Raw genomic sequence first — 22379 nt, forward strand, 5'->3', positions numbered from 1 at the left:
GCCTGAAGCCGGGCAACCCACAATGGCGTTGCCCGCGTCTGTCTTGCAATAGCGCAGACTTTCTACCGTCACGGAACTCCCGCCCCCCGCGCCCCTCTCACATTATGTAGTCCTTCCCTTTTTGCTTCGCGCTTGTGGAGGAACACCGTCATGCGCAAGTTAGTGCTCGTTTCTTCTTTACTCCTATGCCTGCCGGTCGGCTCGGCGTTGGCCCGTGTTGATGCGGGTGACGTCGCCACTTCGGCCGGTGTCTCCGCGTCGCTGTACTCGACCTTCAAGGATCACAAAATGGTGATTCCAGCCCGTGACGACTTGTCTGCGTTTGTCGCCAGTGGCGGGGCCATTCGTGGGGTTTATCTTGAATCGGTGCTGCAACAGGTTCGCCAGGACAATCCTGGCATCAACGCCAGCGATGAAGATCTGGCCAACGCGATTCTGGTGCATTACGAAGGGCTGAATCAGTAGCCGTCACGGATAAAGCAGCCGATGGATGGCCGCTGACGGCGCATAGGCAAAACTGTCCGACGGCCTCTATGATGGAGGCCATGACGACTTCTGTGCCCTTGCGCTCCCCCTGCCCGCCCGGCGCCTGCATTTGCGGGCGCGACCTGTTGCTGGAGACTCCAGGTTCGGATCTGCGCATCCTGCGTCTGACTCGTGAGGAAGAGAAAGTCTTGCTGGCGCGGCTGGAAAAACTCAAAGACCTCGCTGACCTCGCACACCTGCAAAAGCGCATGTTCGAGCAATTGGGCATTCGCGTGGACGTCGCTCCCGGTTTCAATGAAGTGCGGACGATGCGCGGTATCGCCATTCAGATCGACGAGTTACCGGGCCTGTGCCGCAAGACGCGGGCGGCGATTCCGGCGGCGATTCGCCGCGGACTGGAAAATCGCCCGGACATCGCCTTCGAACTGCTCAACGCCCACGACTTGCTGCGCGACACCTGATCACTTTTTCAGACCCAAGCGTTTACGCATCTCGGCGGTAATGCTCTGGCGGGTTTTCTTCATATCAGCCCATGGCTCGTCGCCAACCTCCGCCAACCGCTCATGAACGTTGTGCACATTCCACTGATTGCCGCCCTTGATCTCGGCGACCTCCTCACGAAACAGCGGCACCGACACCGGCAATCCTTCGCGGGTGCGCGCCGCATAGGCGCAAATGGTGGTGGCGCCCAGACCGTTGCGCAGGTAATCGATAAAGATCCGCCCGACGCGGTTTTTCGGCCCGGACACTGCAGAAAAGCGGTCCGGCAACAGCTTGGCGATATGACTGACGATAGCGTGGCTGAAGTCCTTGACCTCGTCCCAGCCAAGTTTGCGGGTCAGCGGCACGACCAGGTGAATACCCTTGCCACCGCTGGTTTTGAGGAACGCCTTGAGGCCCAGCTCATCGAGCACGGTCAAGGTCAGCGCCGTCGCTTCGACCATGCTTTTCCACGGCAATGCCGGATCCGGGTCAAGGTCGAGTACGAAGCGGTCAGGCTTGTCCAGATCGACCGTGGTTGCGTTCCAGGTGTGCAGTTCGACGGTGCTCATCTGCACTGCGCCGATCAGCGCTTCGGCATTGTTGATCAACATTACCGGTTGCCCGGTGACGTCCTTGTCCAGCGTGGTGATGCCGGGGATCGCCAGGCGTTCGGCATTTTTCTGGAAGAACAATTCGCCGGCGATGCCGTCCGGGGCGCGCACCAAGGCGACCGGGCGCTCCTTGAGTTGCGGCAGGATCCACTCGGCGACGCTGGCGTAGTACTCGGCCAGTTGCATCTTGGTGGTGCCGCTGGCGGCATCGATGACTCGATCGGGGTGAGTAATGCGCACCTTGCCGTTGGCCAGTCTGAGCTGCGACGGCGCCGTGTCGGCGTTGCTCGCCGAGGCCTTTTTCGGCGGTTTCTTCGTAGACGTTTTCTTCTCTGCAGTTTTCACCGGTTTCGCTCGCTCCTCAATGATGTCCTTGGCTGGCTTATCGTCGCGCAAGCCATGGAACACGGCGTGGCGCACTGAACCGTCCTTGGTCATTTCGGCAAACGCCACCTCTGCCAAGAGCTTCGGTTTCAACCAATGCACGCCTTTGACCTCGAACCCGCTGGGTGGATTGACCACCGCCGCCTTCTTCACTTGCAAGGGTTTGAGTTGGGCCAGAATGCTTTTCAACGTCGACTCGTTGAAACCGGTGCCGACCTTGCCGGCGTAGCGTAATTCGCCACTGTCGCGATCGTGCAGCCCCAGCAACAATGCACCGAAGGCACTGCGCGAGCCCTTCGGATCGGTGTATCCGACGATCACAAACTCCTGGCGGTGTTTGCACTTGAGCTTGATCCAGTCGCCACTGCGCCGCGACACATAGGGAGAGCCGAGGCGTTTGCCGATCAGCCCCTCCATCTGCATCTGGCAGGCACTGTTGAGCAGTGCGTCCGGAGTTTCATCGAAGGCTTCGGAGAAGTGCAGCAACGGTTGTTCATGGCTGCCGAGCACCGTGGCCAGCGCCGCGCGACGTTCCTCGACCGGCACTTCGCGCAGATCAACGCCGTTGAGATACGGCAGGTCGAACAGGTAGTAGAGAATGTTGCCGCTGCTTCCACCTTCAAAAGCATTTTGCAGGGCCTGAAAGTCCGGCACGCCGTGCTCGTTGGCGACGACCATTTCTCCGTCCAGCCACGCCGATTCCAATCCCAGCGCGGCCAGGGCTGCAGCCTGTTGCGGCAACTTGTGCGTCCAGTCATGACCGTTGCGGGTGAACAGTTGCACCTGATCATGATCAATCCGCGCCATGATCCGGTAGCCATCGAATTTGATCTCGTAGCTCCACTGCCCTTCGGGTGCGCTATCGACCAGCGTGGCCAGCTCCGGCTTGAGTTGTGCCGGCAGTTTCGCCTTGTGCGCGCCGGTTAGCTTGCCGGTCGCTTGCTTGCGCGCCTTGGCCGGGGCCTTCTTCGGCGGTTTGCTTTGCTCTGCGGCCAACTTGGGCTTGGTTACAAGGGTTCGCTCGCTCAGCACGCTGTCCGGCTCGGCGACCAACACATCGTAATCATCTTGCGGGCGAGCGGCGCTGTCCTGATGCTTGATCAGAAACCAGTTCTCCTTCTTGCCCGGCATGTGCGTGCGCACCAGATTCCAGATGCCGCCGAGCTTTTCACCTTGCAGCTCGAACTTGAGCTTGCCCTTGGCGTAGGCCTTGTGCGGATCTTCCAGCGGAATCCACACACCGCGATCCCAGACGATCACATCGCCAGCACCGTAATGCCCTTCGGGGATGCTGCCCTCGAACGTCGCGTAATCCAGCGGATGATCCTCGACATGCACCGCCAGACGTTTGACCTTGGGGTCGAGCGACGGCCCTTTCGGCACCGCCCAGCTCTTCAAGGCGCCATCGAGTTCCAGACGAAAGTCATAGTGCAGGTGCGAAGCGTCGTGCTTCTGGATGCAGAACTGCAACGCGTGATCCGTTGCGGTTTCACGCCCGGAGCGCTTGACGGCGGCCGGCTCGGACGTCGCCGAGAAGTCGCGCATGCGGTTGTAGTCGTCAAGGGTTCTGCTCATTGCGCACCTGCCTTGCTTCAGCCAATTCGGGTCACGGTCAACGCCACCACGGCGATCCGGTCGACCCGTTGATAACCGGGGTTGAGCAGCTCCTCGCCGAAGACATCCGGATCAAGTTCGCGATACGTCCAGCCGAAGCGCTGTTCATCGAGTCGCGGTAACACGGTGTCGAGGAACGGATCGCGACCATCAACCATCGCCACGCCGGTGTAGAGCAACAACGAACCGCCAGGTGCCAGCCGATTCAGCGCCTGCTCGACGATGCGCAGCGACAGCCCAGCGCCCAGCGTGCCGCCACCATGGCGATAGGCGCGCTCTGCCGGATCGGCCATGTACGGTGGGTTGGCGACGATCAGGTCGAACTCACCGTCAACGCCTTGCAACAGATCACTGGCGCGCACTTCGACGTTGCCGACTTCTGCCAGTGCCGCATTGATCGCAGTCAGACGCAGCGCTGCAGGGTTGATGTCCAGCGCCAGCACTTGTGCCTCGCGACGGGCACGGCCGATCACAATCGCACCGACGCCAGCGCCACAGCCAATGTCCACCGCGCGATGGATCGACGCGAAATTCTGTTGCAGGTGAGCGTGGATCAGTTGCGCAAAACGGTAGGTGTCGGGGCCGAAAAACACCGCATCAGCAGCCTCGGTAGGGAACGCCGAATGCACGAACAGCAAATCATCCAGGCTTGACCAGCGCACACGACTTTTCAACTGACCTTCGTAGGTATCAATGACCTGAGCGTCTTGCAGCTGCCGCTGTTCATCGGCCGACAACAACCCCGGTGCGAATGGACGCGACCAGCCGAACACATCGCGCAAAGAGTCGGCCATCTGGCCCTCGTCGCGCTGGTTGACCCGTTGATGGGTCAACGGCGTCGGCGTAATAAACCGATATCCGTCTGCCAACAAGCGCCGGCCCAGTTGCAGCAGCACGAGGTCGTTGGTACAGAGTTGTTCTTCCTGATTCATCGGCGATGTCCTTAAGGCAAACGGGATTTGAGTTCGATAAAACGCCGGGTGGCGAGCAGCCCGGCCGGATGTGCATGGCGGGCCGGCGCGAGCCAGGGGATCAGAATCGCCATCTGCGCCAATCCGTCCCGACCTTGCAGCGCGGCGTTGAGCGCCTGTACGTCGGGATCCTGTTCAAGCCCTTCGATGGGCGCTGCGGGATGACTGTGCCGCCGAACAGGTTTCGCTTTATCCGACGGCGTCCAGTCGCCAGCAATCCAGTCGTGCACCAGTTGTTTTTCGTAGGCATTGAACACCCCAAACATCGCCGCACCGTCGCCCGCGATCAGTTGCCAAAAACGGCTGGCCTGCGGGTCTTCGTGGCGTTTGATCCAGCCCTTGTTCTGCAACGCTTGAAGAAAACCGGGCAATTGTTCCGGTGCAGCCAGCCACTGATTGACGGTCTGCCCTTCGAAGCGGCAGTAATCGGAGTGCATGTGCTGGGCGAATGGGCACTTGCGCTCGAGCATCGCCAGCAACTCGTGCTCTAGGTCGAAACCTTCAATGATCGCGCGACTGCCCTGCCCCAGGTCGTTGAGCCGATAACCCAGCGCTACCCGACGCAGAAATTCGCCGCGATCGGCCTCAAGCGGCAGCAGATCGAGCGCTGCCTGCACGGCTTTTTGCGCATGGCCGGTGCTGGCATTGTCGATGGTCACATGCAGGGTGAAGTAGTACGGATCGATGCCCAGTTCGCTGAGTTCGTAGCTGCTGATCAACAAGTGCAACGGCAGTTGTTCATAGCCGAGGTTGTAGCCGATCACCTCGGGCAAATAATCAGCACCACAGACGCCTAGCGCCAGTTGTATCGCGCCTTGCAGGTAGCGCTCATCAGCGATTGCGCTACTGTCTTGCAAGTCATGCTCAGCGAGCAGTTTGCGGTAAATCACCACGTGATTTTGCGCCGGATTGCCCTCGCCCAGTTCTTCCAGAAACGTGCGCAGCAAGCCTTGGAAACGCGGGTCCTGCCAGCGCGGCAACAGACCATAGAGCCAGGCTCCGTCGACCAGTTTGGTCGGTGCCACCGCTTGCAGGAAATACAGCGCCTGCGCCTTGCCACGGAAGAATTGCCGAGGCCCACCGGCCTTGCGCTGTTGCAGATAGTCGGCGTATTGCCGGGCGACATCGGCGCAATGTTCGGCTACCCACGAGTGCCACGTCGCCGGGTCTTCAGGCAGAGCATCGGTGAGTGGCGCGGCGTGTTGCAGTTGCTCCTGCAAAAACGCCTGCGCAAGGTCTTGGGGATTGTCATCGCGCAACAACGCCTCATAGACCTGCCGGATGTTCCCGGCAGCATTCATAAGATGCGGTTGTGCAGGCGCAGCTTGCAGGTGTGTCAGGACAGTCATGGCAAAATTCTCGGTCGATTGGCAGGGCGCTGTTCCACACGCCTCTACAGCAGCAGAGAGGCAGCGCCTGCGAAAAATTCAATCGACGTGAAAATTGCCCGGACGGACGGCGACGCAGCTCCTTGGCGGAGCTGCTGGTGGCAATGATTTATTTAACGTGACTTCAGGCCGTACCTTTGGCCTGTTGTTCCAGATGCACCTGCAAATCCGGGTCGATCTGCAACGCGGCTGCCAGTTCATCCAGATAACTGCGCTCGGCGTCCTGCTGGTCATCCACCAGCAGGACGCTGGCCAGGTACATTTCGGCGGCGACGGCCGGATCCCCATTGGCCGACTGCGCCACTTCTGCGGGATCCAGCGGCTTGGCGACTTCGGCGTCGAGCCATTGCTGCAACTGCGGATCATCGGTGTGTTTGCCGATTTCGCTGCTGATCAGGTGTTTCTCGGATTCATCGATACGCCCGTCAGCCTTGGCCGCGGCGATCAAGGCGCGCAGCACCGCATGGCTGTGTTCTTCAATTTCCGGGCCGGCCAGGAGGTTAGCCGTTTGCGGCGTTTGTGACGGTGCCGAACTGGCCTGGCTGCGTTGCCAGGCTTGATACGCCTGGAACGCCATCATCCCCAGCGAGGCCAGCGCCGCATAATTGGTACCACCGGAACGACTTTGCGTGCCGCCACCGCCGCCCAGCGCCCCACCCAGTGCGCCACCCAGGCCGCCACCGGCACCGCCGCCGAGCAAACCACCGAGCAAGCCGCCCAAGCCGCCAAGTCCACCGGCAGATCCGCCGCCGCTGGCCGCGCCCGAGCCGCCTCCGAGCAGACCACCCAGCAAGCCACCAAGGCCGCCCAGACCCGCACCGGCAGACGCTGAAGATTGTTGACCTGCCGAGGCCTGGCCTCGCAGCAGTTGTTCGAGCAAATCGCTGGTGTTCATGACGTCATCCTCAAGCATTGGCAGTAACTGCGTCTGGCAACGATAGACCCGTGCGGCCTTAGCGCCAGCACCGTTTGGCTGATGCTCGAAGCCCTGACGAATTTCGCCCGCGTATTTTTTCGCCGGCCAGCTAAGATTGATCAATGGTGAACCTTATCCCGGCCAGACCGGTCGATAGCTGCAACCCCGACCCGGTTTGCCGGCGCCCTTATTGTCCAAGGGTGATACCCGGCTTGCTTCACTTTCTGGAGAACGTCCCCGTGATATCGACCGTACACATCGCCAGGCTCAAAGCATGGGGCGCCCATGGTTTTACCGCGACTGGCGTGGTCACGGCCTTTCTGGCCACCCTCGCTCTGTTGGAAAACCAGCCGACCCACTGCCTGATGTGGCTGGGCGTGGCGCTGATTGTCGACGGCCTCGACGGCGCGCTGGCGCGCAAGGTCAACGTGCAATCGGTGCTGCCGAGCTTCGATGGTTCGATCCTCGATCTGGTGATCGATTACCTGACGTACGTGTTCATTCCGGCACTGTTCATCTATCGCTACGTGCCATTGCCCGACTACACCCTGCTGCTGACCGTGTCGCTGATTCTGGTGTCGTCGCTGTTCTGCTTCTGCAACGTCAACATGAAGAGCAAGGACAACTACTTTGTCGGCTTTCCGGCGGCGTGGAATGTGGTCGCGCTGTGCCTTTACATCATCGGGCCGGGGCCGTGGATCACTTTTCTGACGGTGATTGGTCTGGCGCTGCTGACGGTGACGCGGATGAAATTCCTGCACCCGTTCCGCGTGCGCCGGTTCATGCCGATCAACATTGCGGTGACGGCGATCTGGCTGCTGTGCAGTTTGTCCCTAGTGCTCAACCACCCGGTGATCAACCCGTTGGTGATGGGCTTGTGGTTGCTGATGTCGGCGTACTTTCTGGGGATCTGCATCTGGCGCACGGCGCTGGAGTGGTTTGAGCGGCCGCAGGTGAAATAGGCTCCAGAACCCAACACAAATCCAATGTAGGAGTGAGCCTGCTCGCGATAGCGTTCTTTCAACTGCATATTTTTGACTGAAAGAACGCTATCGCGAGCAGGCTCACTCCTACATGGATCTTCATTCAGCGTTTGGTGATCACCACCTCCAGATATTCACTCGGCACCACCAGCGACGCCTCCCCCGCCCGATTCAAACGATTGAGCAAATCCGCCAGATCACTCTCCAGAGCCTGCCCGCTCTCCGGCGGCAATGCCGCGAAGGCCTTGTGCACCGGCCCGTACCAATGGCGAAAGATGTCGATGAAATGCGCCGCCGAGCGATAGCGAAAGTTGAACTCACGCCGCGTCACACGCAGCAGAAAATCGCGGTCATCGAAATGTTTGTGCAGCCAGGCATCGGAGCCCCAATTCGACGGTGGCTGAGCACCGGCGGGCGGTGGCAGATGCCGGCCGAGCGTCTTGAACATCTGGCCAACAAAACCTTCCGGCGTCCAGTTGGCCAGACCGATCCGCCCGCCACGGCGACAAACCCGGCCCAGTTCGGCGGCAGCCTTGTCCTGATCCGGTGCGAACATAACGCCAAAGGTCGACAGCACGGCGTCGTAGCTCTCGTCGGCGAACGGCAACGCTTCGGCATCGGCCACTTGAAACGTCACGTCCAGATGCTCCGCGCGGGCACGGTCCTGGCCGCGCTCCAGCAGTGCCGCGACATAGTCGGTCGAGGTGACCAGGCAACCGCGCCGCGCCGCCGCCAGCGTTGCATTACCGTTGCCGGCAGCGACATCCAGCACCTCCTCATCGCAACGCAGGTCGCAGGCTTCGGCAAGGTTTTCGCCGACGATTTGCAACGTCGTGCCAATCACGGCGTAGTCGCCACTGGCCCAGGCGACTTTCTGGCGTTCCTTCAGGGCAGTCAGATCAATCGGGGTACTCATAAGAGTGAACTCCGCTGCGGGTGGGGTCGGTGATCATTCGGCCGTCGTCGGATCGATGACCGTCATCACACGCGCCACACTGTTGGCAGGAAACCCACCGAGCCTGGCGTGCTCGCGGACCTGCTCTTCGTCAGGTGCGATGTACACGCAATAGATTTTGTCAGCGGTGACGTAGCTCTGCAGCCATTGCACCTGCGGGCCGAGTTCGCGCAACACATCACAGGACGTTTGCGACACGGCTTTGAGTTCTGCTTCCGACAGCTTTCCGGCTCCTGGAATCTCGCGTTCAATCACGAATTTCGGCATGGCAACCTCGCGTTCTTTTTATGTGGCAGAGCCGGCAGTGACCCTGCTCACCCACTATCGCGCTGCTACTGGTTGGCGTCCCTGCCAATCGTCCGGCAAACCCCGAAAACTGCGGGTTTACCGATGAGTGGTGGAAATCTGTTAAGCCTCTGCAACACCTTCGAGATTGCCAGCGCCGGAGGATTGGTTTCTGATGCACGCTCGCTTCTGAAACGGACTTGTCAGATGTCACTGCAAATCGATTGGCTCGCGAATCACATGCACCACAGCGACCGTTATGCTCAATGGATCCACCAACAATTCCCCTACGAATACGTCGACCACCCGCTGGCCGAGTGGCAGCGTGAATTTGCCGAGGGCCAAGGCAATGGCGACTGGTCCTGCCTGATCGCCATGGACGGTGAACATCTGGTCGGCGGCGCGGCGTTGGCACGCGATGACCTCGCCCTGCGGCCCGATCTCGGACCTTGGCTGGCCTGCGTGTTCGTCAGCCCTGAAGCGCGCGGGCAAGGGCTGGCGGAACGCTTGATTGGCGGGATTTGCCAGGAAGCGAAAGACTGCGGCTTTGCACGCCTGTATCTGCACACACAGAACAAGCAGGACTACTACGCCAAGCGCGACTGGCAAGTCCTGGAGCGTTTTCGCGCCTGGGACAACGAACAATGGCTCATGGTGCGTGACCTCTGAGCCATTGGTTTGGCTGATCAAGCGGCAGGCGCCTTCGCCTCTTGCAGCAACTGCTGGATCATCTGCTCCTGCGCTTCGTAGCGACCTTCGCCGAAGTGGCTGTAACGCACCTGCCCCTTGGCGTCGATCAGGTAATGCGCCGGCCAGTACTGATTGTCGAAGTTGCGCCAGATCGCATAGTTGTTATCGATGGCCACCGGGTAGGTAATGCCGAGCTTTTTCACCTGATCCTTGACGTTGTCGATGATCCGCTCGTAACCGTATTCCGGGGTATGGACGCCGATCACCACGAGCCCGTCCTTCTCGTATTTCTTCGCCCAGTCTTTGACGTACGGCAGGGTGTGCTGGCAGTTGATGCAGTCGTAGGTCCAGAAGTCCACCAGCACCACTTTGCCGCGCAGGGACTCAGCGCTCAGGTCGGGCGAGTTCAGCCATTGCACTGCGCCGGCCAGCGACGGCATCGCGCCTTTGCCCTCCTCCATCGGCGAGTCCGCACGGACTTTGCTGACAAAGTAGTCGACCACTTTCGGCACGTTCTCCAACACGCTTTTTTCGACGCTGGCGACGCCTTCAGAGGAGGTCTTCGCCAATAAGGTTTTATCCAAGCCGGTGGCAATCACCGCTGCCGTCGCCAGTACCGCAACCCCGGCACCACGGCGCAACCAGCCGGTGAACGGGATCGACGGTTTCAGGCGATTGACCAAGCCGCGTCCGGTGAAAATCAGCGTGCCCAGCGACAACGCACTGCCGGCGCCATAGGCCAGCAGCAACAGGCTGGTCTGCGCGCTGGCGCCTTGCAGCATGGCGCCGGTGAGGATCACGCCGAGAATCGGCCCGGCGCAGGGTGCCCACAGCAATCCGGTGGCCACGCCGAGCATGATAGACCCCATCGGCCCGGCCTTTTTCCGCGTGTCCGGATCGAGGCGGTTGCCGAGCATCACGAACGGTCGTGTCAGCCAGTCGCCGATGCGCGCCGAGATCAGCGACAAGGCGAACACGCTCATCACGATCAACGCGACATAACGTCCGCTGTTGCTGGCTTGAATCACCCACTCACTGCTGACGACCGCCAGGCTTGAGATCAGCGCGAAAGTCAGGGCCATGCCGCCGAGGGCCAGCATTATCGAAGCGCGACTGCGCTGGGCGCCGGCAAACAGAAACGGCACCACCGGCAGGATGCAGGGGCTGAGCACGGTCAGCAGACCGCCGAGGAATGCGATGAGGTACATAGTGAGTCACCCTTGATCAATGAATGTGACGAGCCATTCAGCCGTTCTGGCTTTCCAGCCAATGGCTCTGCGGCGTACGGCTGGCGCCGTTCTCGGCAAACATCTGGCCTTGCGGTGTGTGGCTGGAACCGTCTGCAGCAAACATCTGGCCTTGTGGTGTGCGGCTGGAGCCGTCTGCTGCGATCAAGCCGTCGCTGCCCTGCTGGGCCACCGGCGTCAGTTGGAAGCAGGTATTGCTGTGGCAGCTATGCTGTTCAACCGCGGCGTTGGCGTGGGTGGCGACGCCGGCCAGGGAGAAGGCGATGGCGGTCAGCAAGCGCGATACGTTGTTCATGGTTGTTTCCTTCTATAAAGAGTGATGACTCAGTTGTCGTTGTTGCAGCCGTCGGCGAATTTGCTGTAATCGAGCACGCGGGTCTGACCGGCCGAATCGAGGTAGGTCATGCGCGCCTCGACAATCCCGCAAGCCACCGAGTTGTCCTGTTTCAGCGAGATCACTTTCTGGATATCCAGGTGGGTGCCGTAGGTGTAGGTTTGCGGAGTGACAGCGGCTTCGGCACGGGCCGACAGCGTGCAGATGTTCAGGGCGGCAAACAGGCAGGCGGCGATTACGGATTTGTTGTTCATGGCGTTTTCCTCAAGGCTTCAGTTGGGTTTGAGCCGAGGCGATCTGTGTGGGCCTCGATGGAGCCTATTTGAGGCTCGCGAGGTATCGCGTCTGTGTCAGGAACAGGCGCGTTTCAATCGCTGTGTATCCCTGCCATCGAGGGATACACAGCGATACAAAACCCTGGAAAAACCGCGTTTTTGCGTTCCCGTGTATCCAGCGATACGGCAGATACACTGCAACACAAAGGCAGGCAGGCGAGCCGCAGCAGGCTCGATACACTGCACGGCAGTCCCTTTTGATAGAGGTTTACACCGATGGATCATGTCGATCACATTCTCATCGTCGACGACGACCGCGAGATCCGTGAACTGGTGGGCAACTACCTGAAGAAAAACGGCCTGCGTACCACCGTGGTCGCCGATGGCCGGCAGATGCGCAACTTTCTCGAAGCCAACACCGTCGACCTGATCGTGCTCGATATCATGATGCCCGGCGACGATGGCCTGCAGCTGTGCCGCGAACTGCGCGTGGGCAAACACAAGGCCACGCCGGTGCTGATGCTGACCGCGCGCAACGATGAAACCGATCGCATCATCGGCCTGGAAATGGGCGCCGACGATTACCTGACCAAGCCGTTCGCCGCCCGCGAATTGCTCGCGCGGATCAACGCCGTGCTGCGCCGCACGCGGATGCTGCCGCCGAATCTGGTGGTCACCGAGGCCGGTCGCTTGCTGGCCTTCGGTCGTTGGCAACTGGACACCTCGGCCCGTCACTTGCTGGACAAGGACGGCACCATGGTCGCCCTCAGCGGCGCCGAATACCGCTTGCTGCGGGTGTTTCTCGATCACCCGCAACGGGTGCTCAGCCGCGACCAGTTGCTCAATCTGACCCAGGGTCGTGATGCCGATCTGTTTGATCGCTCGATCGATTTGCTGGTCAGCCGTTTGCGTCAGCGTCTGCTCGATGATGCGCGCGAGCCGGCCTACATCAAGACCGTGCGCAGCGAGGGTTATGTGTTCTCGCTGCCGGTCGAAATTCTCGGTGCCCCGGCATGAGCGTCAATCTGCACTGGCCGCGCACCCTCGCCTCGCGCCTGTCGCTGATTTTCCTGATTGGCCTGTTGCTCGCCCAGGCGCTGTCGTTCGGCGCGCAGTATTACGAACGTTACCAAAGCGCCAAGAACACCATGCTCGGCAATCTGGAAACCGACGTCTCGACCTCGATTGCGATCCTTGATCGCTTGCCTGCCGAAGAGCGCCCTGCCTGGCTCGAGCGTCTGGCGCGAAGAAATTATGGCTACCTGTTGAGCGAAGGCGAACCGGGCACGCCGATCGAGGCTGGTGATGTGCCGGTGGCTGTCACCTCGATCACCGAAGCCATTGGTGAACGCTATCCGCTGACCTTCACCGATATTCCCGGGCCGAAGAAACACTTTCAAGGCCATCTGCGCCTGAGCGACGGCAGCCCGGTGACCATCGACGTGCGCCCCGCCATGGTCCCGTTGTCACCCTGGTTGCCGGCGGTCTTGCTCGGTCAACTGGCGTTGATGATCGCCTGCACCTGGCTGGCGGTGCGCATCGCGATCCGTCCGCTGACCCGCCTGGCCAACGCCGTGGAAACCCTCGACCCCAACGCCCACCCGATCAACCTCGACGAAAGCGGCCCGAACGAAGTGGTCTACGCAGCACGGGCGTTCAACACGATGCAGGCGCGCATCGCCGCCTACCTCAAGGAACGCATGCAACTGCTGGCGGCGATTTCCCATGACCTGCAAACGCCGATCACGCGGATGAAACTGCGCGCCGAACTCATGGACGATTGCGCCGAGAAAGACAAACTGTGGAATGACCTCAGCGAGATGGAACATCTGGTGCGCGAAGGCGTGGCCTACGCACGCAGCATCCATGGCTCGACCGAAGAAAGCCGCCGCACCAACATGGATTCCTTCCTCGAAAGCCTGGTGTTCGACTATCAGGACATGGGCAAACAGGTGCAACTGGTCGGCAAGAGTACGGCCGTCATCGACACCCGTCCTCATGCGTTGCGCCGAGTGCTGGTGAACCTCACCGACAATGCACTGAAGTTCGCCGGCGCCGCCGAAGTCTGGGTCGAAGCCAACAAGGGCAGCCTGGCAATCACCGTCATGGATCGCGGCCCGGGCATCGCCGATGCCGAACTGGCGCAGGTGCTGCAACCGTTCTACCGCGTGGAAAACTCGCGCAATCGCGATACCGGTGGCACCGGACTGGGCTTGGCCATCGCCCAGCAACTGGCCATGGCGCTGGGTGGTTCGCTGACCTTGAGCAACCGCAAGGGCGGCGGGTTGTGTGCTGAGCTGAAGTTGCCGCTGCAACTCTGATCGGTTCCACGGCAGCTGTTTAAACGCTACCGACAGGCGCCAGTCGGTAGCCTGCACACTGCAGCGCCAATGCCTACAACCTCATCAGAATCCACTGACTGTGCGCCTTGGCAGGTGCGCTTATCGTTGTGCTGCCCGTTTCGCACTGATCACCACTGGTCGCCACTGTCAGATCTGACAGTGGCGAGCCAGCGCCGGGCTGCGGTTCCATGACGATTGGCCCAACCTGTCGAGGCGCAACATGAATCTGCTCGAATCCGTCACCCATGTGTGTAAACGACTGGCGCCGGGCGGCTGGCATTCGCTGATGCTCGCCCATGGCCTGGACCTGCTTGGCGAACCGCTGGCGGCGGAACTGGGCAAACCGCTGAACATCGACCGTTCTCTACCCGGATTCGCCGATTTCGCACTGGCCGGCAGCCGCGCAGTCGAAGCCAGCGTCCCGTCACACAGCCTGCTGTATCACGCACTGGCTTCGCCACGGGTTATCAGCGATGAGAACGGGCAAACATTGCAGCTGTTTCCCACCGCCGCTGAGATCGAGACGGTGCTCGACTATGTCTACAGCGTCAGCCCGCCCACGCTCGACAGTCTGCGCCGCAAAGCGTTGGGCGCCCCGTTGGCAATGGTCGCGTTTGCCAGTGAATATCGCTGCGCCGCCGACACCGTGCATGGCCGGCATGCCGACCTGTGTTTCTCACGCACCGGTATCGCCCGCGTCGGCACCGCCCCCGCGCGCTATGACGCAAAACTGCGCTGCTTTTTGCCGTTCGTCGACGATGACCCTTACAGCATCCGGGTAATGCCGGTGCGCTACAGCGCCTACATCGCCGTCCAACTCAAGGGCGATGCCGAACGCTTCGGACCGATGGATTTTCAGCTCGAGGTCGATCCCGAACTGGATTTCTGGGTGCCTCTGCAAAAGTTGTTCAATGGTTCGCAGTGCCTGCAAGCCATGAATCTGGCGTTAACGCTGGACAACCACCAGATCAACGAAAAACTGCGGCATATCCACTTACGCCACAGCGGCACCGGCTGGCAGGAACCGCAGATCAGCCAGCCGCCCTTCGTCGTGACCGACAATCTGGCGCATTGGGCACCAATTACAGATGTCGGCCCCGGGCTTCTGGTGCCCGAGGCCAAATCCCGGCTGGTCGAGCCGGTCGCCTATCAGGGTCAACCATTGTCCTTTGTGATGCCGGCCAACAGTGGCGGCATGATTCACGGGCGTCACCGGGTCGAGGTGGATGGCAGCATCGAAGACCTGAACGCGTACGAGAATGTCGAGGAATTGGTGCGTCAGGGCGGTTATCACGCCTTGCATTATCAGGACGGCACCGCTGATGGCTGGGTGCGGCCACGGTGTCCGGCGCTGGAAAACAGTTTGCCGACGGTAGCGGCCTACTCGCTGATCGGCCCTCCGGACTTCTATCCGCTATGCAACCAACGCAAACTGTTGCACTGGGTCAGCGATGAACCGACGTTACCGAGCACCGATCTGTGGCATGCACGACTGGAGGCGCTTTCCAACGTCCGCTACTGCGCCAATCTGCATTTGCGGGATCAATTGTTCTCCCCCGCCGATCGTGGAGTGAGCGCTATCGTCGGTCTCGCCGATCCAGCCGGCATGCTGCAGTCCACCAACACACTGCCGTCGCCATCGCGCCCGACCACTCTGCCCGACGGCGCCGCAGGGGTGTTCGGGCCTGGCTGGGAGGTCGGCTGGGTGCGCCAGCAGACCCCGGACGCTGAGTGGATCAACGTCCTCGCCGGTTATCAGATGGCCAGCCCGTTTCCCGAGGATGCGAAGATTTGCGCGGCGCTAGGTTCTTTCTGGCCCGGCGTGTCACCTGATTCGGCGCGGGTCTTCGAGCCGCGCTCGACACTGCACAGCATCATTCCGCTGACCGATCAGGAAACAGGCATGGGCGGCGATGTGGCCTGGGATGATCAGCGCGGTCCGCAACTGATCACTCAAGACGATCGGCTGATCGTCCAGTACCACGCGTACGCCCATGCCGACTACACCCAAGTGGCCCTCGATGGCCGGTTTTCCTTGAGCATGACCGGCCGCACCTCGCAAATGGCCTATCAGCATCGCGTACGGTCGATGTATCGCGTGTACCGCGTGCTCGGCGCCGCCAGCGACAAACCATTGCGCAATACCTGGCCGCTGTTGTCGTTCCTTGAAGTGCAGCGACCGAATGCCGAACTGGACACTGCGCAGGAGGAGTCCGGTCAAATCCTCGACGGCTGGGTTCAGCGCTTTTTGCTCTACAAACGCGGCGCCGTACAGAGCGCCAAACGTGATTTCAGGCTGCGCCACGTCGAGGTCGAAGAACTGGTGATCCTGCTGCTCAGCGCCGATAGGATCCTGATCAAACGCGACACGCTACCGTGGCAGGACGCCCATGAAGCATTTTGATGTGGTGATCGTCGGCGCCGGGCCTGCGGGCTGCGCAACGGCAATCAGTTGCGCCCGGCGTGGCCTGCGCGTGGCCTTGATCGAACGGCAACCGTTCCCACGGTTTCGCCCCGGCGAAAGCCTGCATCCGGGCATCGAACCGCTGCTGCAGCAACTGGGAGTCGCCGAGCAGTTGTGCGGTCGCGCGGCCCGGCGCTTCGAAGGCCAATGGGTACAGTGGAATGGTACGCCGCGTTTCAACGGTTTTGGCACCGATGACAGCGGCATCTGGCAGGGTTTTCATCTCGAGCGAGCACAACTGGACGCGACGCTGCTGGCGCAAGCCGCCGCTTTGGGCGTTGAGGTAAACCAGCCCTGCCGGGCCCGGCGGGTGCTGACTCAGGCCAACCGGGTAATCGGCGTGGACACCGACAGCGGCTGCCTTTACGCGAGCTGCCTGATCGATGCCAGCGGCGCTCGCGACTGGCTGAGCCGCCAACTCGGCCTGACGACCCATAATTGTTCTGCGCCGCTGGTTGCACGTTACGGCTACTTGCACGGCTACAACGCAGCCTATGCGACGACTGCGCACTTGCTGGCCGACCCTGATGGGTGGACGTGGATTGCCCAGGTCGGGGATCGTTTGTTGCACTGGACGCGCCTGACCTTCGAACGCAACGCTCGGTCGGTGATGCTCCCCAAGGCTTTGCAATCGCTGCCTGCGATGGGCGCCATGCGCGGCGCCGATGTGACCTGGCGCCTCACGCCGGCCGCCGCCGGTGCCGGTTATTTTCTGGTGGGTGATGCCGCCAACCGGCTCGACCCGGCGTCTTCCCACGGCGTACTCAAGGCGTTGATGAGCGGCATGCAGGCCGCGCAAGCCGTGGCAGATAGCCTGCGCCAACCGGCCTTGCAAGTGCCTGTGCAGATGCATTATCGAGAATGGCTCATCGAAGGGTTCGCACGCGATGTGGCGCAACTGCGCAACTTCTATCGTCAGCATCCTTACCCACCGTCATGGTTGCCTGCCAACTGATTCAAACGACGCTGCCGAGCACAGCGTCCTCATGCAATTGCCGCAGCAATATCGATCCGTTGTCCATGAACGCAGCGGTTGCGGCCACCCCCGCCTCCACTGCCAAAGCTTGCAACTGCCGACGGCCATCAAGGGCGGGATATTCGTCGATACGCTGCAGCAACCGCCAAGCCAGCGGACTCAGTTCGGAAAACTTCACGTTCCAGTCAGCCGTGCGTCGCACCAGTAGCAAGGTCGGTTGAGCCGGTGGCGTGGCGGGCTGATTGTCCGGATCGAGTTCATGTACCGGCCAGGCATACGCCAACGGCCAGGCCAGTGCCGAGATCTGCAGCGGGCACTCCAGCAACAGCGCCGGATCCGTCGACGACAGCGGCTGAGCATCGGAATGCTGCAAAACCATCTCGACCCATTCGTAATGCGCCAGCTCCAGCAAAAACGCCGGCCACTCACCTTCGCGCAATACCTGCGGTTGCGTGGCCAGATAGTCGAGAAACGTTTCGGCGATCTCGCCGAACTTCGGTGTCTGCGCCCGCCAGTCACGCAGGAACCCTCGCACCAGCAGGCCCCAGCGTTGCTCACCGAGGATACGGATCAACACCGGAAACGTGCCGCTCAATAGTCGCAATACGTTGTTGAACACCAGATCACGATAGACATCGACCCGCGCCGCGTTCATGTCGGCCGGCGGCGCCTGACGTTCGGGATCGCGCAGGTATCGGGTCAGGGCCCGTTGTTGCTGCATCAGGTTATCCACGATGACGTCCCCCGGCTTGCAAGTGGCGAATGGTCTGCAACTCGGCAATCAGTTCGGAGAATGCCGGGAAGTTGAAATCCCGCTCCAATAACGTTGGCTGCGCGCCAAACCGCGCGTAGGCCTCAGCCAGCAATGCCCAGACCTGCGGTTTTACCGAGGCACCGTGAGTATCGATTTTCAGTGTGTCGGACTCATCGAAATGCCCGGCCACGTGCATTCCGACCACCCGGCCCGGCTCGAGACCGGCGAGAAAGGTTTGCGCATCGAAGCCGTGGTTGATCGCGTTGACGTAGACATTGTTGACGTCCAGCAGCAGATCGCAATCAGCCTCGCGCAGCACGGCATTGGTGAAGGTCACCTCGTCCAGGTCCTGATGCGGAGCGGCGTAGTAGGAGACGTTTTCCACGGCCAGACGCCGGCCGAGAATGTCCTGGGCCTGACGGATTCGCGCAGCGACGTGGTGCACCGCCTCTTCGGTGAACGGCAATGGCAGCAAGTCATACAGATGACCGTCATCGCTGCAATAACTCAGGTGTTCGCTGTACAGCGGCACGTTGTAACGGTCGAGAAACACGCGCACTTCCTGCAGAAACTCGACATCCAGCGGCGCGAATCCGCCAAGCGACAATGACAATCCGTGGCAGGACAACGGGTAACGCTCAGCCAGTTCACGCAACGCCGCCCCATGGGCACCGCCGACGCCGATCCAGTTTTCCGGAGCGACTTCGAGAAAGTCGAAATCACCCGTGCGGGCAGCTTGCAGATCTTTCAGCAGACCACGGCGCAAGCCGAGGCCGACGCTGGGTGGCCGTGAGGAGGGCGACGTATGCATAGGATGTACCTCAGCAGTGGATTTTCCACATTTGAGCCGCCAGATGTATTACGTCTGTGTGCAGATGACCGGGCATTTGCAGCCTTGTGTATCCTGCGATGACGGCGATACACGGCGATACAGACTCACTGCCGATCAATATTGTGCGAGCGAGCCTGCTCGCAAAAGTGTCGGCACTGCCAATATAAGAACCGCCTGACATGCCGCCTTCGCGAGCAGGCTCGCTCCCACAGGACTTCAGTGTTTACAAATACAGCGGCAGTCCCGGACCGGGGCTAGACTCTTTTATGACCCAGTCGAGGGGGCCGCAGGACGTCAGCCGTGCCCTGCCCAACTCCGTGACCACCGCCCGGTGGCGCACGCCTCGACCCTCGACGCCGCCGGACCGTGATCCTGTTTCAGGAGCACACATGATGGACGAGGCGAAACTCAACCAATTCATGGGCAAACTGGTCAACGACATGGGCGGCGCGGCGATGCTGGCCAATGTCATCGTCGGCGAAGAACTCGGCCTGTACCGCGCCATGGCCGACAGCCAGCCGATCAGTGCCGATGCCCTCGCCGCGAAAACCACCTGTAACCCGCGTCTGGTGCGCGAATGGCTCAGCGCTCACGCGGCGTCCGGCTATATGGAGCACCACGATGGCCAATTCCGCCTGCCGGAAGAACAGGCGCTGGCCTTGGCCGTCGAAGACTCGCCGGTCTACGTTGCCGGTGGACTCGGCGTGGTGGCATCGTTTTTCCACGACAAAGACAAACTGGTCAAAGCCATGCGCGGCAATGGCGCCCTGCCCTGGGGCGATCACCACCCATGCATGTTTACCGGCACCGAGCGATTCTTCCGGCCAGGTTACAGAGGCCACCTGATTGCCGAATGGCTGCCGGCGCTGGACGGTGTGGTGGCCAAGCTTGAGGAAGGCGCCAAAGTCGCCGACATTGGCTGCGGTCACGGCGCCTCAACGGTGATCATGGCCCAGGCGTTCCCCAACTCGCGTTTCGTCGGCTACGACTATCACGCACCGTCGATCACTGTCGCCACCCAGCGCGCCGAGGAAGGAGGAGTCAGCAGCCGGGCGAAGTTTTTTCAGGGCTCGGCGAAAAGCTACCCGGGCAATGACTACGACCTGATCTGCTATTTCGACTGCCTGCACGACATGGGCGACCCGGTCGGTGCCGCCCGTCACGCCTATGATTCATTGAAGGACGACGGCACGGTGTTGCTGGTCGAGCCATTTGCCAACGACACCCTGGATGACAACATCAACCCGGTCGGACGGCTGTTTTACGCCGCCTCGACGTTTATCTGCACACCGAACTCGCTGTCACAGGAAGTCGGCCTCGGCTTGGGTGCGCAAGCCGGGGAAATACGCTTGCGTAAAGTGTTTGTCGAGGCCGGGTTCAAGCACTTCCGCCGGGCCACACAAACACCGTTCAACCTCATTCTGGAGGCACGCAAGTAACCTGCGCGGGTCGCGTGCTAACCTGCTGGCATCGTCCTTCCCCGGAGCGCTGACCATGCTCGACAGCCCGACCCGCGAACATCTCGACACCTTGCAAGAGGTGATGGCCGAGGGCGATTTTATCGTCCTGACCGGAGCCGGTATCAGCACGCCGTCGGGCATTCCGGATTACCGCGACAGCGACGGTGTACGCCGTGGCCGGCAACCGATGATGTACCAGGAATTCCTTGCCGCCCCTGAATCACGCCGTCGCTACTGGGCGCGTGCGATGCTCGGCTGGCCGAGGGTGCGTCAGGCGCAGCCGAATGCGGCTCACGAGGCATTGGCCGATTTGCAGCGCAGTGGGCTGATACGCAATTTGATCACTCAGAATGTCGACACCCTGCACGATCAGGCTGGCAGCCACGATGTGATCGAGTTGCACGGCAGCTTGCATCGCGTCCTCTGCCTGGACTGCGGCCAGCGCAGTGAGCGTGATTCGATTCAGCAATTGATGGAGTTGCACAATCCGTATCTGGCCGGCGTTGATGCGGTGCAGGCGCCGGATGGCGACACCCTGCTCGACCCGGCGTTCGAGGCGCGCTTTCAAGTGCCGCTCTGCCCGCATTGCGCTGGCGAGCGGATGAAACCGGATGTGGTGTTTTTCGGCGAGAACGTCGCGCAGCACACGGCGGCTCAGGCGATGGCGGCGGCAGAAAGTGCGGCGGGGATGTTGGTGGTGGGCTCTTCGTTGATGGCGTATTCGGCGTTTCGTTTGTGCCGGGTAATTGCCGATCGCGGCAAACCGTTGATGGCGATCAATCTGGGCAAGACCCGCGCGGATGATTTGCTGGATTTGAAGATTGAAGCGTCGTGTGAACAGCTTCTACCCCTGCTGACACAACGCCTCACCTACTGAAGACACAGATCCCCTGTAGGAGTGAGCCTGCTCGCGATAGCGTTCTGTCAGCCACAGCAACTCTGACTGATACTCCGCTATCGCGAGCAGGCTCACTCCTACCTGGATCGGGGCAATCAGGGAGACAGGCGTTGGCTCAGGTTCTCTTGCTGGAGAATATCGAACAACGCCTGCGCCGCCGCCGACAGTTCATTGCCCGGTTCGGTCAGCACGCCAATCGCCCGCTCCACCGAATCATCCAGCGTCAGACAGTGGGCGCCCAGCTCCTGCATCTGCTCGGCGCACAACGCCGGGACGGCACTGACACCCAGACCACTGGCGACCATCCGCCCGACCGTCGCCAATTGATGGCTCTCAAACTCTACCGGCAATTTCATGCCCCGCGCCTGCAAGTGTTCTTCGAGCATCACTCGTACCGTCGAGGGTCGCTGCAAGGTGATGAACGGCTGCTGCAACAGCGTCTGCCAGTCGATCTCGCTAAACCGGGCCAATGGCGAATCCTTCGGCACCACCGCGACGAAGCGATCCATGTACAACGGCGTGAATGTCATCGAGGTGTTTTGCATCGGCTCGAACGCCACGCCCAGTTCAACCTGACGATCGCGCACCATCTCCAACACCTGCTCGTTGATCACGTCATTGACCGTGACGTTGACGTTCGGATAGCGCGCGCGAAACGTCTTGAGGATCGGCGGCAGCAGATTACCGGCAAACGACGGCATCGCTGCCACCGTCACCCGCCCGCGTTGCAAACTGAATCGCTGACGCATTTCGTCTTCGGCGTTGTCCCAGTCGGCGATCAGACGCCGGGCCAATGGCAGCAGTGATTCGCCTTCTGCGGTCAGCGCCACATTGCGCGTGTTGCGGCTGAACAGGCGTCCGCCCAGGCCCTCCTCCAGCGCTTTGATGGTCAGGCTCAACGCCGATTGCGACAGGTGCAGGCGCTCGCAGGCCACGGCGAAGCTGAGGCTCTGGGCCACGGCGAGGAAGGCGCGGATCTGTTTGATGGTCATACTGAAGCCTCAGGATCGTCGGTGCATCGTGGGAACGAT

The 22379-nt window shown here is 61.0% G+C and carries 22 protein-coding genes; 10 read left to right on the forward strand and 12 right to left on the reverse strand.

Going from position 1 to position 22379, the window contains the following annotated elements; genetic code table 11:
- The first annotated feature begins 150 nt into the window (after positions 1-150).
- A complete protein-coding gene (locus HUW52_RS20115; protein WP_016983279.1) occupies positions 151-465 on the forward strand; it encodes a DUF2388 domain-containing protein in 315 nt (104 codons plus the stop codon).
- Between the two features lie 80 nt (positions 466-545).
- The gene (locus HUW52_RS20120; RefSeq protein ID WP_175554686.1) at positions 546-947 is read left to right on the forward strand and encodes a hypothetical protein; all 402 of its coding nucleotides are present in this window, start codon (positions 546-548) and stop codon (positions 945-947) included.
- Here the strand turns inward: HUW52_RS20120 and ligD are convergent, their stop codons facing one another.
- From ligD to HUW52_RS20140, 4 genes are all read right to left on the reverse strand, one after another.
- Complete coding sequence (gene ligD / locus HUW52_RS20125) at positions 948-3539, reverse strand: DNA ligase D (protein ID WP_175554687.1); 2592 nt, start codon at positions 3537-3539, stop codon at positions 948-950.
- A gap of 17 nt (positions 3540-3556) precedes the next feature.
- Entirely contained in the window at positions 3557-4510 is a 954-nt protein-coding gene (locus HUW52_RS20130; protein WP_175554688.1) for a class I SAM-dependent methyltransferase, read from the reverse strand.
- 11 nt (positions 4511-4521) lie between these two features.
- On the reverse strand, positions 4522-5898 hold the full coding sequence (locus tag HUW52_RS20135) for an iron-containing redox enzyme family protein (RefSeq protein ID WP_175554689.1): 1377 nt from the start codon (positions 5896-5898) through the stop codon (positions 4522-4524).
- Positions 5899-6061: 163 nt separating this feature from the next.
- A complete protein-coding gene (locus tag HUW52_RS20140) occupies positions 6062-6832 on the reverse strand; it encodes a tellurite resistance TerB family protein (RefSeq protein WP_175555715.1) in 771 nt (256 codons plus the stop codon).
- Between the two features lie 260 nt (positions 6833-7092).
- Between HUW52_RS20140 and pcsA the strand changes: the two genes are divergently transcribed.
- Positions 7093-7815, forward strand: coding sequence for a phosphatidylcholine synthase (gene pcsA / locus HUW52_RS20145; protein ID WP_016983273.1), 723 nt, complete (start codon positions 7093-7095; stop codon positions 7813-7815).
- 124 nt (positions 7816-7939) lie between these two features.
- Here pcsA and HUW52_RS20150 read toward each other — a convergent pair whose 3' ends face one another.
- Together HUW52_RS20150 and HUW52_RS20155 are read right to left on the reverse strand one after the other, a co-directional pair.
- A complete protein-coding gene (locus HUW52_RS20150) occupies positions 7940-8752 on the reverse strand; it encodes a class I SAM-dependent methyltransferase (protein ID WP_016983272.1) in 813 nt (270 codons plus the stop codon).
- Between the two features lie 33 nt (positions 8753-8785).
- Complete coding sequence (locus tag HUW52_RS20155; protein ID WP_175554690.1) at positions 8786-9058, reverse strand: DUF4242 domain-containing protein; 273 nt, start codon at positions 9056-9058, stop codon at positions 8786-8788.
- A 225-nt stretch (positions 9059-9283) separates the two neighbouring features.
- Between HUW52_RS20155 and HUW52_RS20160 the strand changes: the two genes are divergently transcribed.
- Positions 9284-9745, forward strand: a complete 462-nt coding sequence (locus tag HUW52_RS20160; RefSeq protein ID WP_175554691.1) for a GNAT family N-acetyltransferase — start codon at positions 9284-9286, stop codon at positions 9743-9745.
- A 17-nt stretch (positions 9746-9762) separates the two neighbouring features.
- On the opposite strand, the gene HUW52_RS20165 is transcribed toward HUW52_RS20160, so the two are convergent.
- The 3 genes from HUW52_RS20165 to HUW52_RS20175 are packed head-to-tail and all read right to left on the reverse strand — an operon-like array spanning position 9763 to position 11601.
- On the reverse strand, positions 9763-10974 hold the full coding sequence (locus tag HUW52_RS20165; RefSeq protein WP_175554692.1) for a cytochrome c biogenesis protein DipZ: 1212 nt from the start codon (positions 10972-10974) through the stop codon (positions 9763-9765).
- Positions 10975-11011: 37 nt separating this feature from the next.
- Positions 11012-11308, reverse strand: a complete 297-nt coding sequence (locus HUW52_RS20170; RefSeq protein ID WP_175554693.1) for a hypothetical protein — start codon at positions 11306-11308, stop codon at positions 11012-11014.
- A gap of 29 nt (positions 11309-11337) precedes the next feature.
- Positions 11338-11601: a DUF2790 domain-containing protein gene (locus HUW52_RS20175; protein ID WP_175554694.1), complete on the reverse strand. Its 264-nt coding sequence runs from the start codon at positions 11599-11601 to the stop codon at positions 11338-11340.
- A gap of 297 nt (positions 11602-11898) precedes the next feature.
- On the opposite strand from HUW52_RS20175, the gene HUW52_RS20180 reads away from it, so the two are divergent.
- From HUW52_RS20180 to HUW52_RS20195, 4 genes are all read left to right on the forward strand, one after another.
- Entirely contained in the window at positions 11899-12639 is a 741-nt protein-coding gene (locus HUW52_RS20180) for a response regulator (protein WP_016983266.1), read from the forward strand.
- Positions 12636-13943, forward strand: coding sequence for a HAMP domain-containing sensor histidine kinase (locus HUW52_RS20185; RefSeq protein WP_016983265.1), 1308 nt, complete (start codon positions 12636-12638; stop codon positions 13941-13943). Before HUW52_RS20180 ends, HUW52_RS20185 begins: the two co-directional genes overlap by 4 nt.
- Positions 13944-14184: 241 nt before the next feature.
- On the forward strand, positions 14185-16368 hold the full coding sequence (locus HUW52_RS20190) for a hypothetical protein (protein WP_175554695.1): 2184 nt from the start codon (positions 14185-14187) through the stop codon (positions 16366-16368).
- Complete coding sequence (locus HUW52_RS20195; protein ID WP_175554696.1) at positions 16355-17383, forward strand: NAD(P)/FAD-dependent oxidoreductase; 1029 nt, start codon at positions 16355-16357, stop codon at positions 17381-17383. Before HUW52_RS20190 ends, HUW52_RS20195 begins: the two co-directional genes overlap by 14 nt.
- 1 nt (position 17384) lies before the next feature.
- Here HUW52_RS20195 and HUW52_RS20200 read toward each other — a convergent pair whose 3' ends face one another.
- Positions 17385-18125 (reverse strand): DUF2063 domain-containing protein, encoded by a 741-nt coding sequence (locus HUW52_RS20200; RefSeq protein ID WP_016983262.1) that lies wholly within the window; start codon positions 18123-18125, stop codon positions 17385-17387.
- 4 nt (positions 18126-18129) lie between these two features.
- A complete protein-coding gene (locus tag HUW52_RS20205) occupies positions 18130-18969 on the reverse strand; it encodes a DUF692 domain-containing protein (protein WP_175554697.1) in 840 nt (279 codons plus the stop codon).
- Between the two features lie 413 nt (positions 18970-19382).
- Between HUW52_RS20205 and HUW52_RS20210 the strand changes: the two genes are divergently transcribed.
- Positions 19383-20429 carry a class I SAM-dependent methyltransferase gene (locus HUW52_RS20210; RefSeq protein ID WP_175555716.1) on the forward strand — a complete coding sequence of 349 codons (1047 nt, stop codon included), beginning with the start codon at positions 19383-19385 and terminating at the stop codon, positions 20427-20429.
- 55 nt (positions 20430-20484) lie between these two features.
- A complete protein-coding gene (locus tag HUW52_RS20215) occupies positions 20485-21327 on the forward strand; it encodes an NAD-dependent protein deacetylase (RefSeq protein WP_175554698.1) in 843 nt (280 codons plus the stop codon).
- A 116-nt stretch (positions 21328-21443) separates the two neighbouring features.
- Here the strand turns inward: HUW52_RS20215 and HUW52_RS20220 are convergent, their stop codons facing one another.
- Positions 21444-22340: a LysR family transcriptional regulator gene (locus tag HUW52_RS20220; protein ID WP_175554699.1), complete on the reverse strand. Its 897-nt coding sequence runs from the start codon at positions 22338-22340 to the stop codon at positions 21444-21446.
- Between the last annotated feature and the right edge of the window lie 39 nt (positions 22341-22379).

This window comes from Pseudomonas sp. 43A, assembly GCF_013363935.1.
Taxonomy (GTDB): Bacteria; Pseudomonadota; Gammaproteobacteria; order Pseudomonadales; family Pseudomonadaceae; genus Aquipseudomonas; species Aquipseudomonas crudilactis.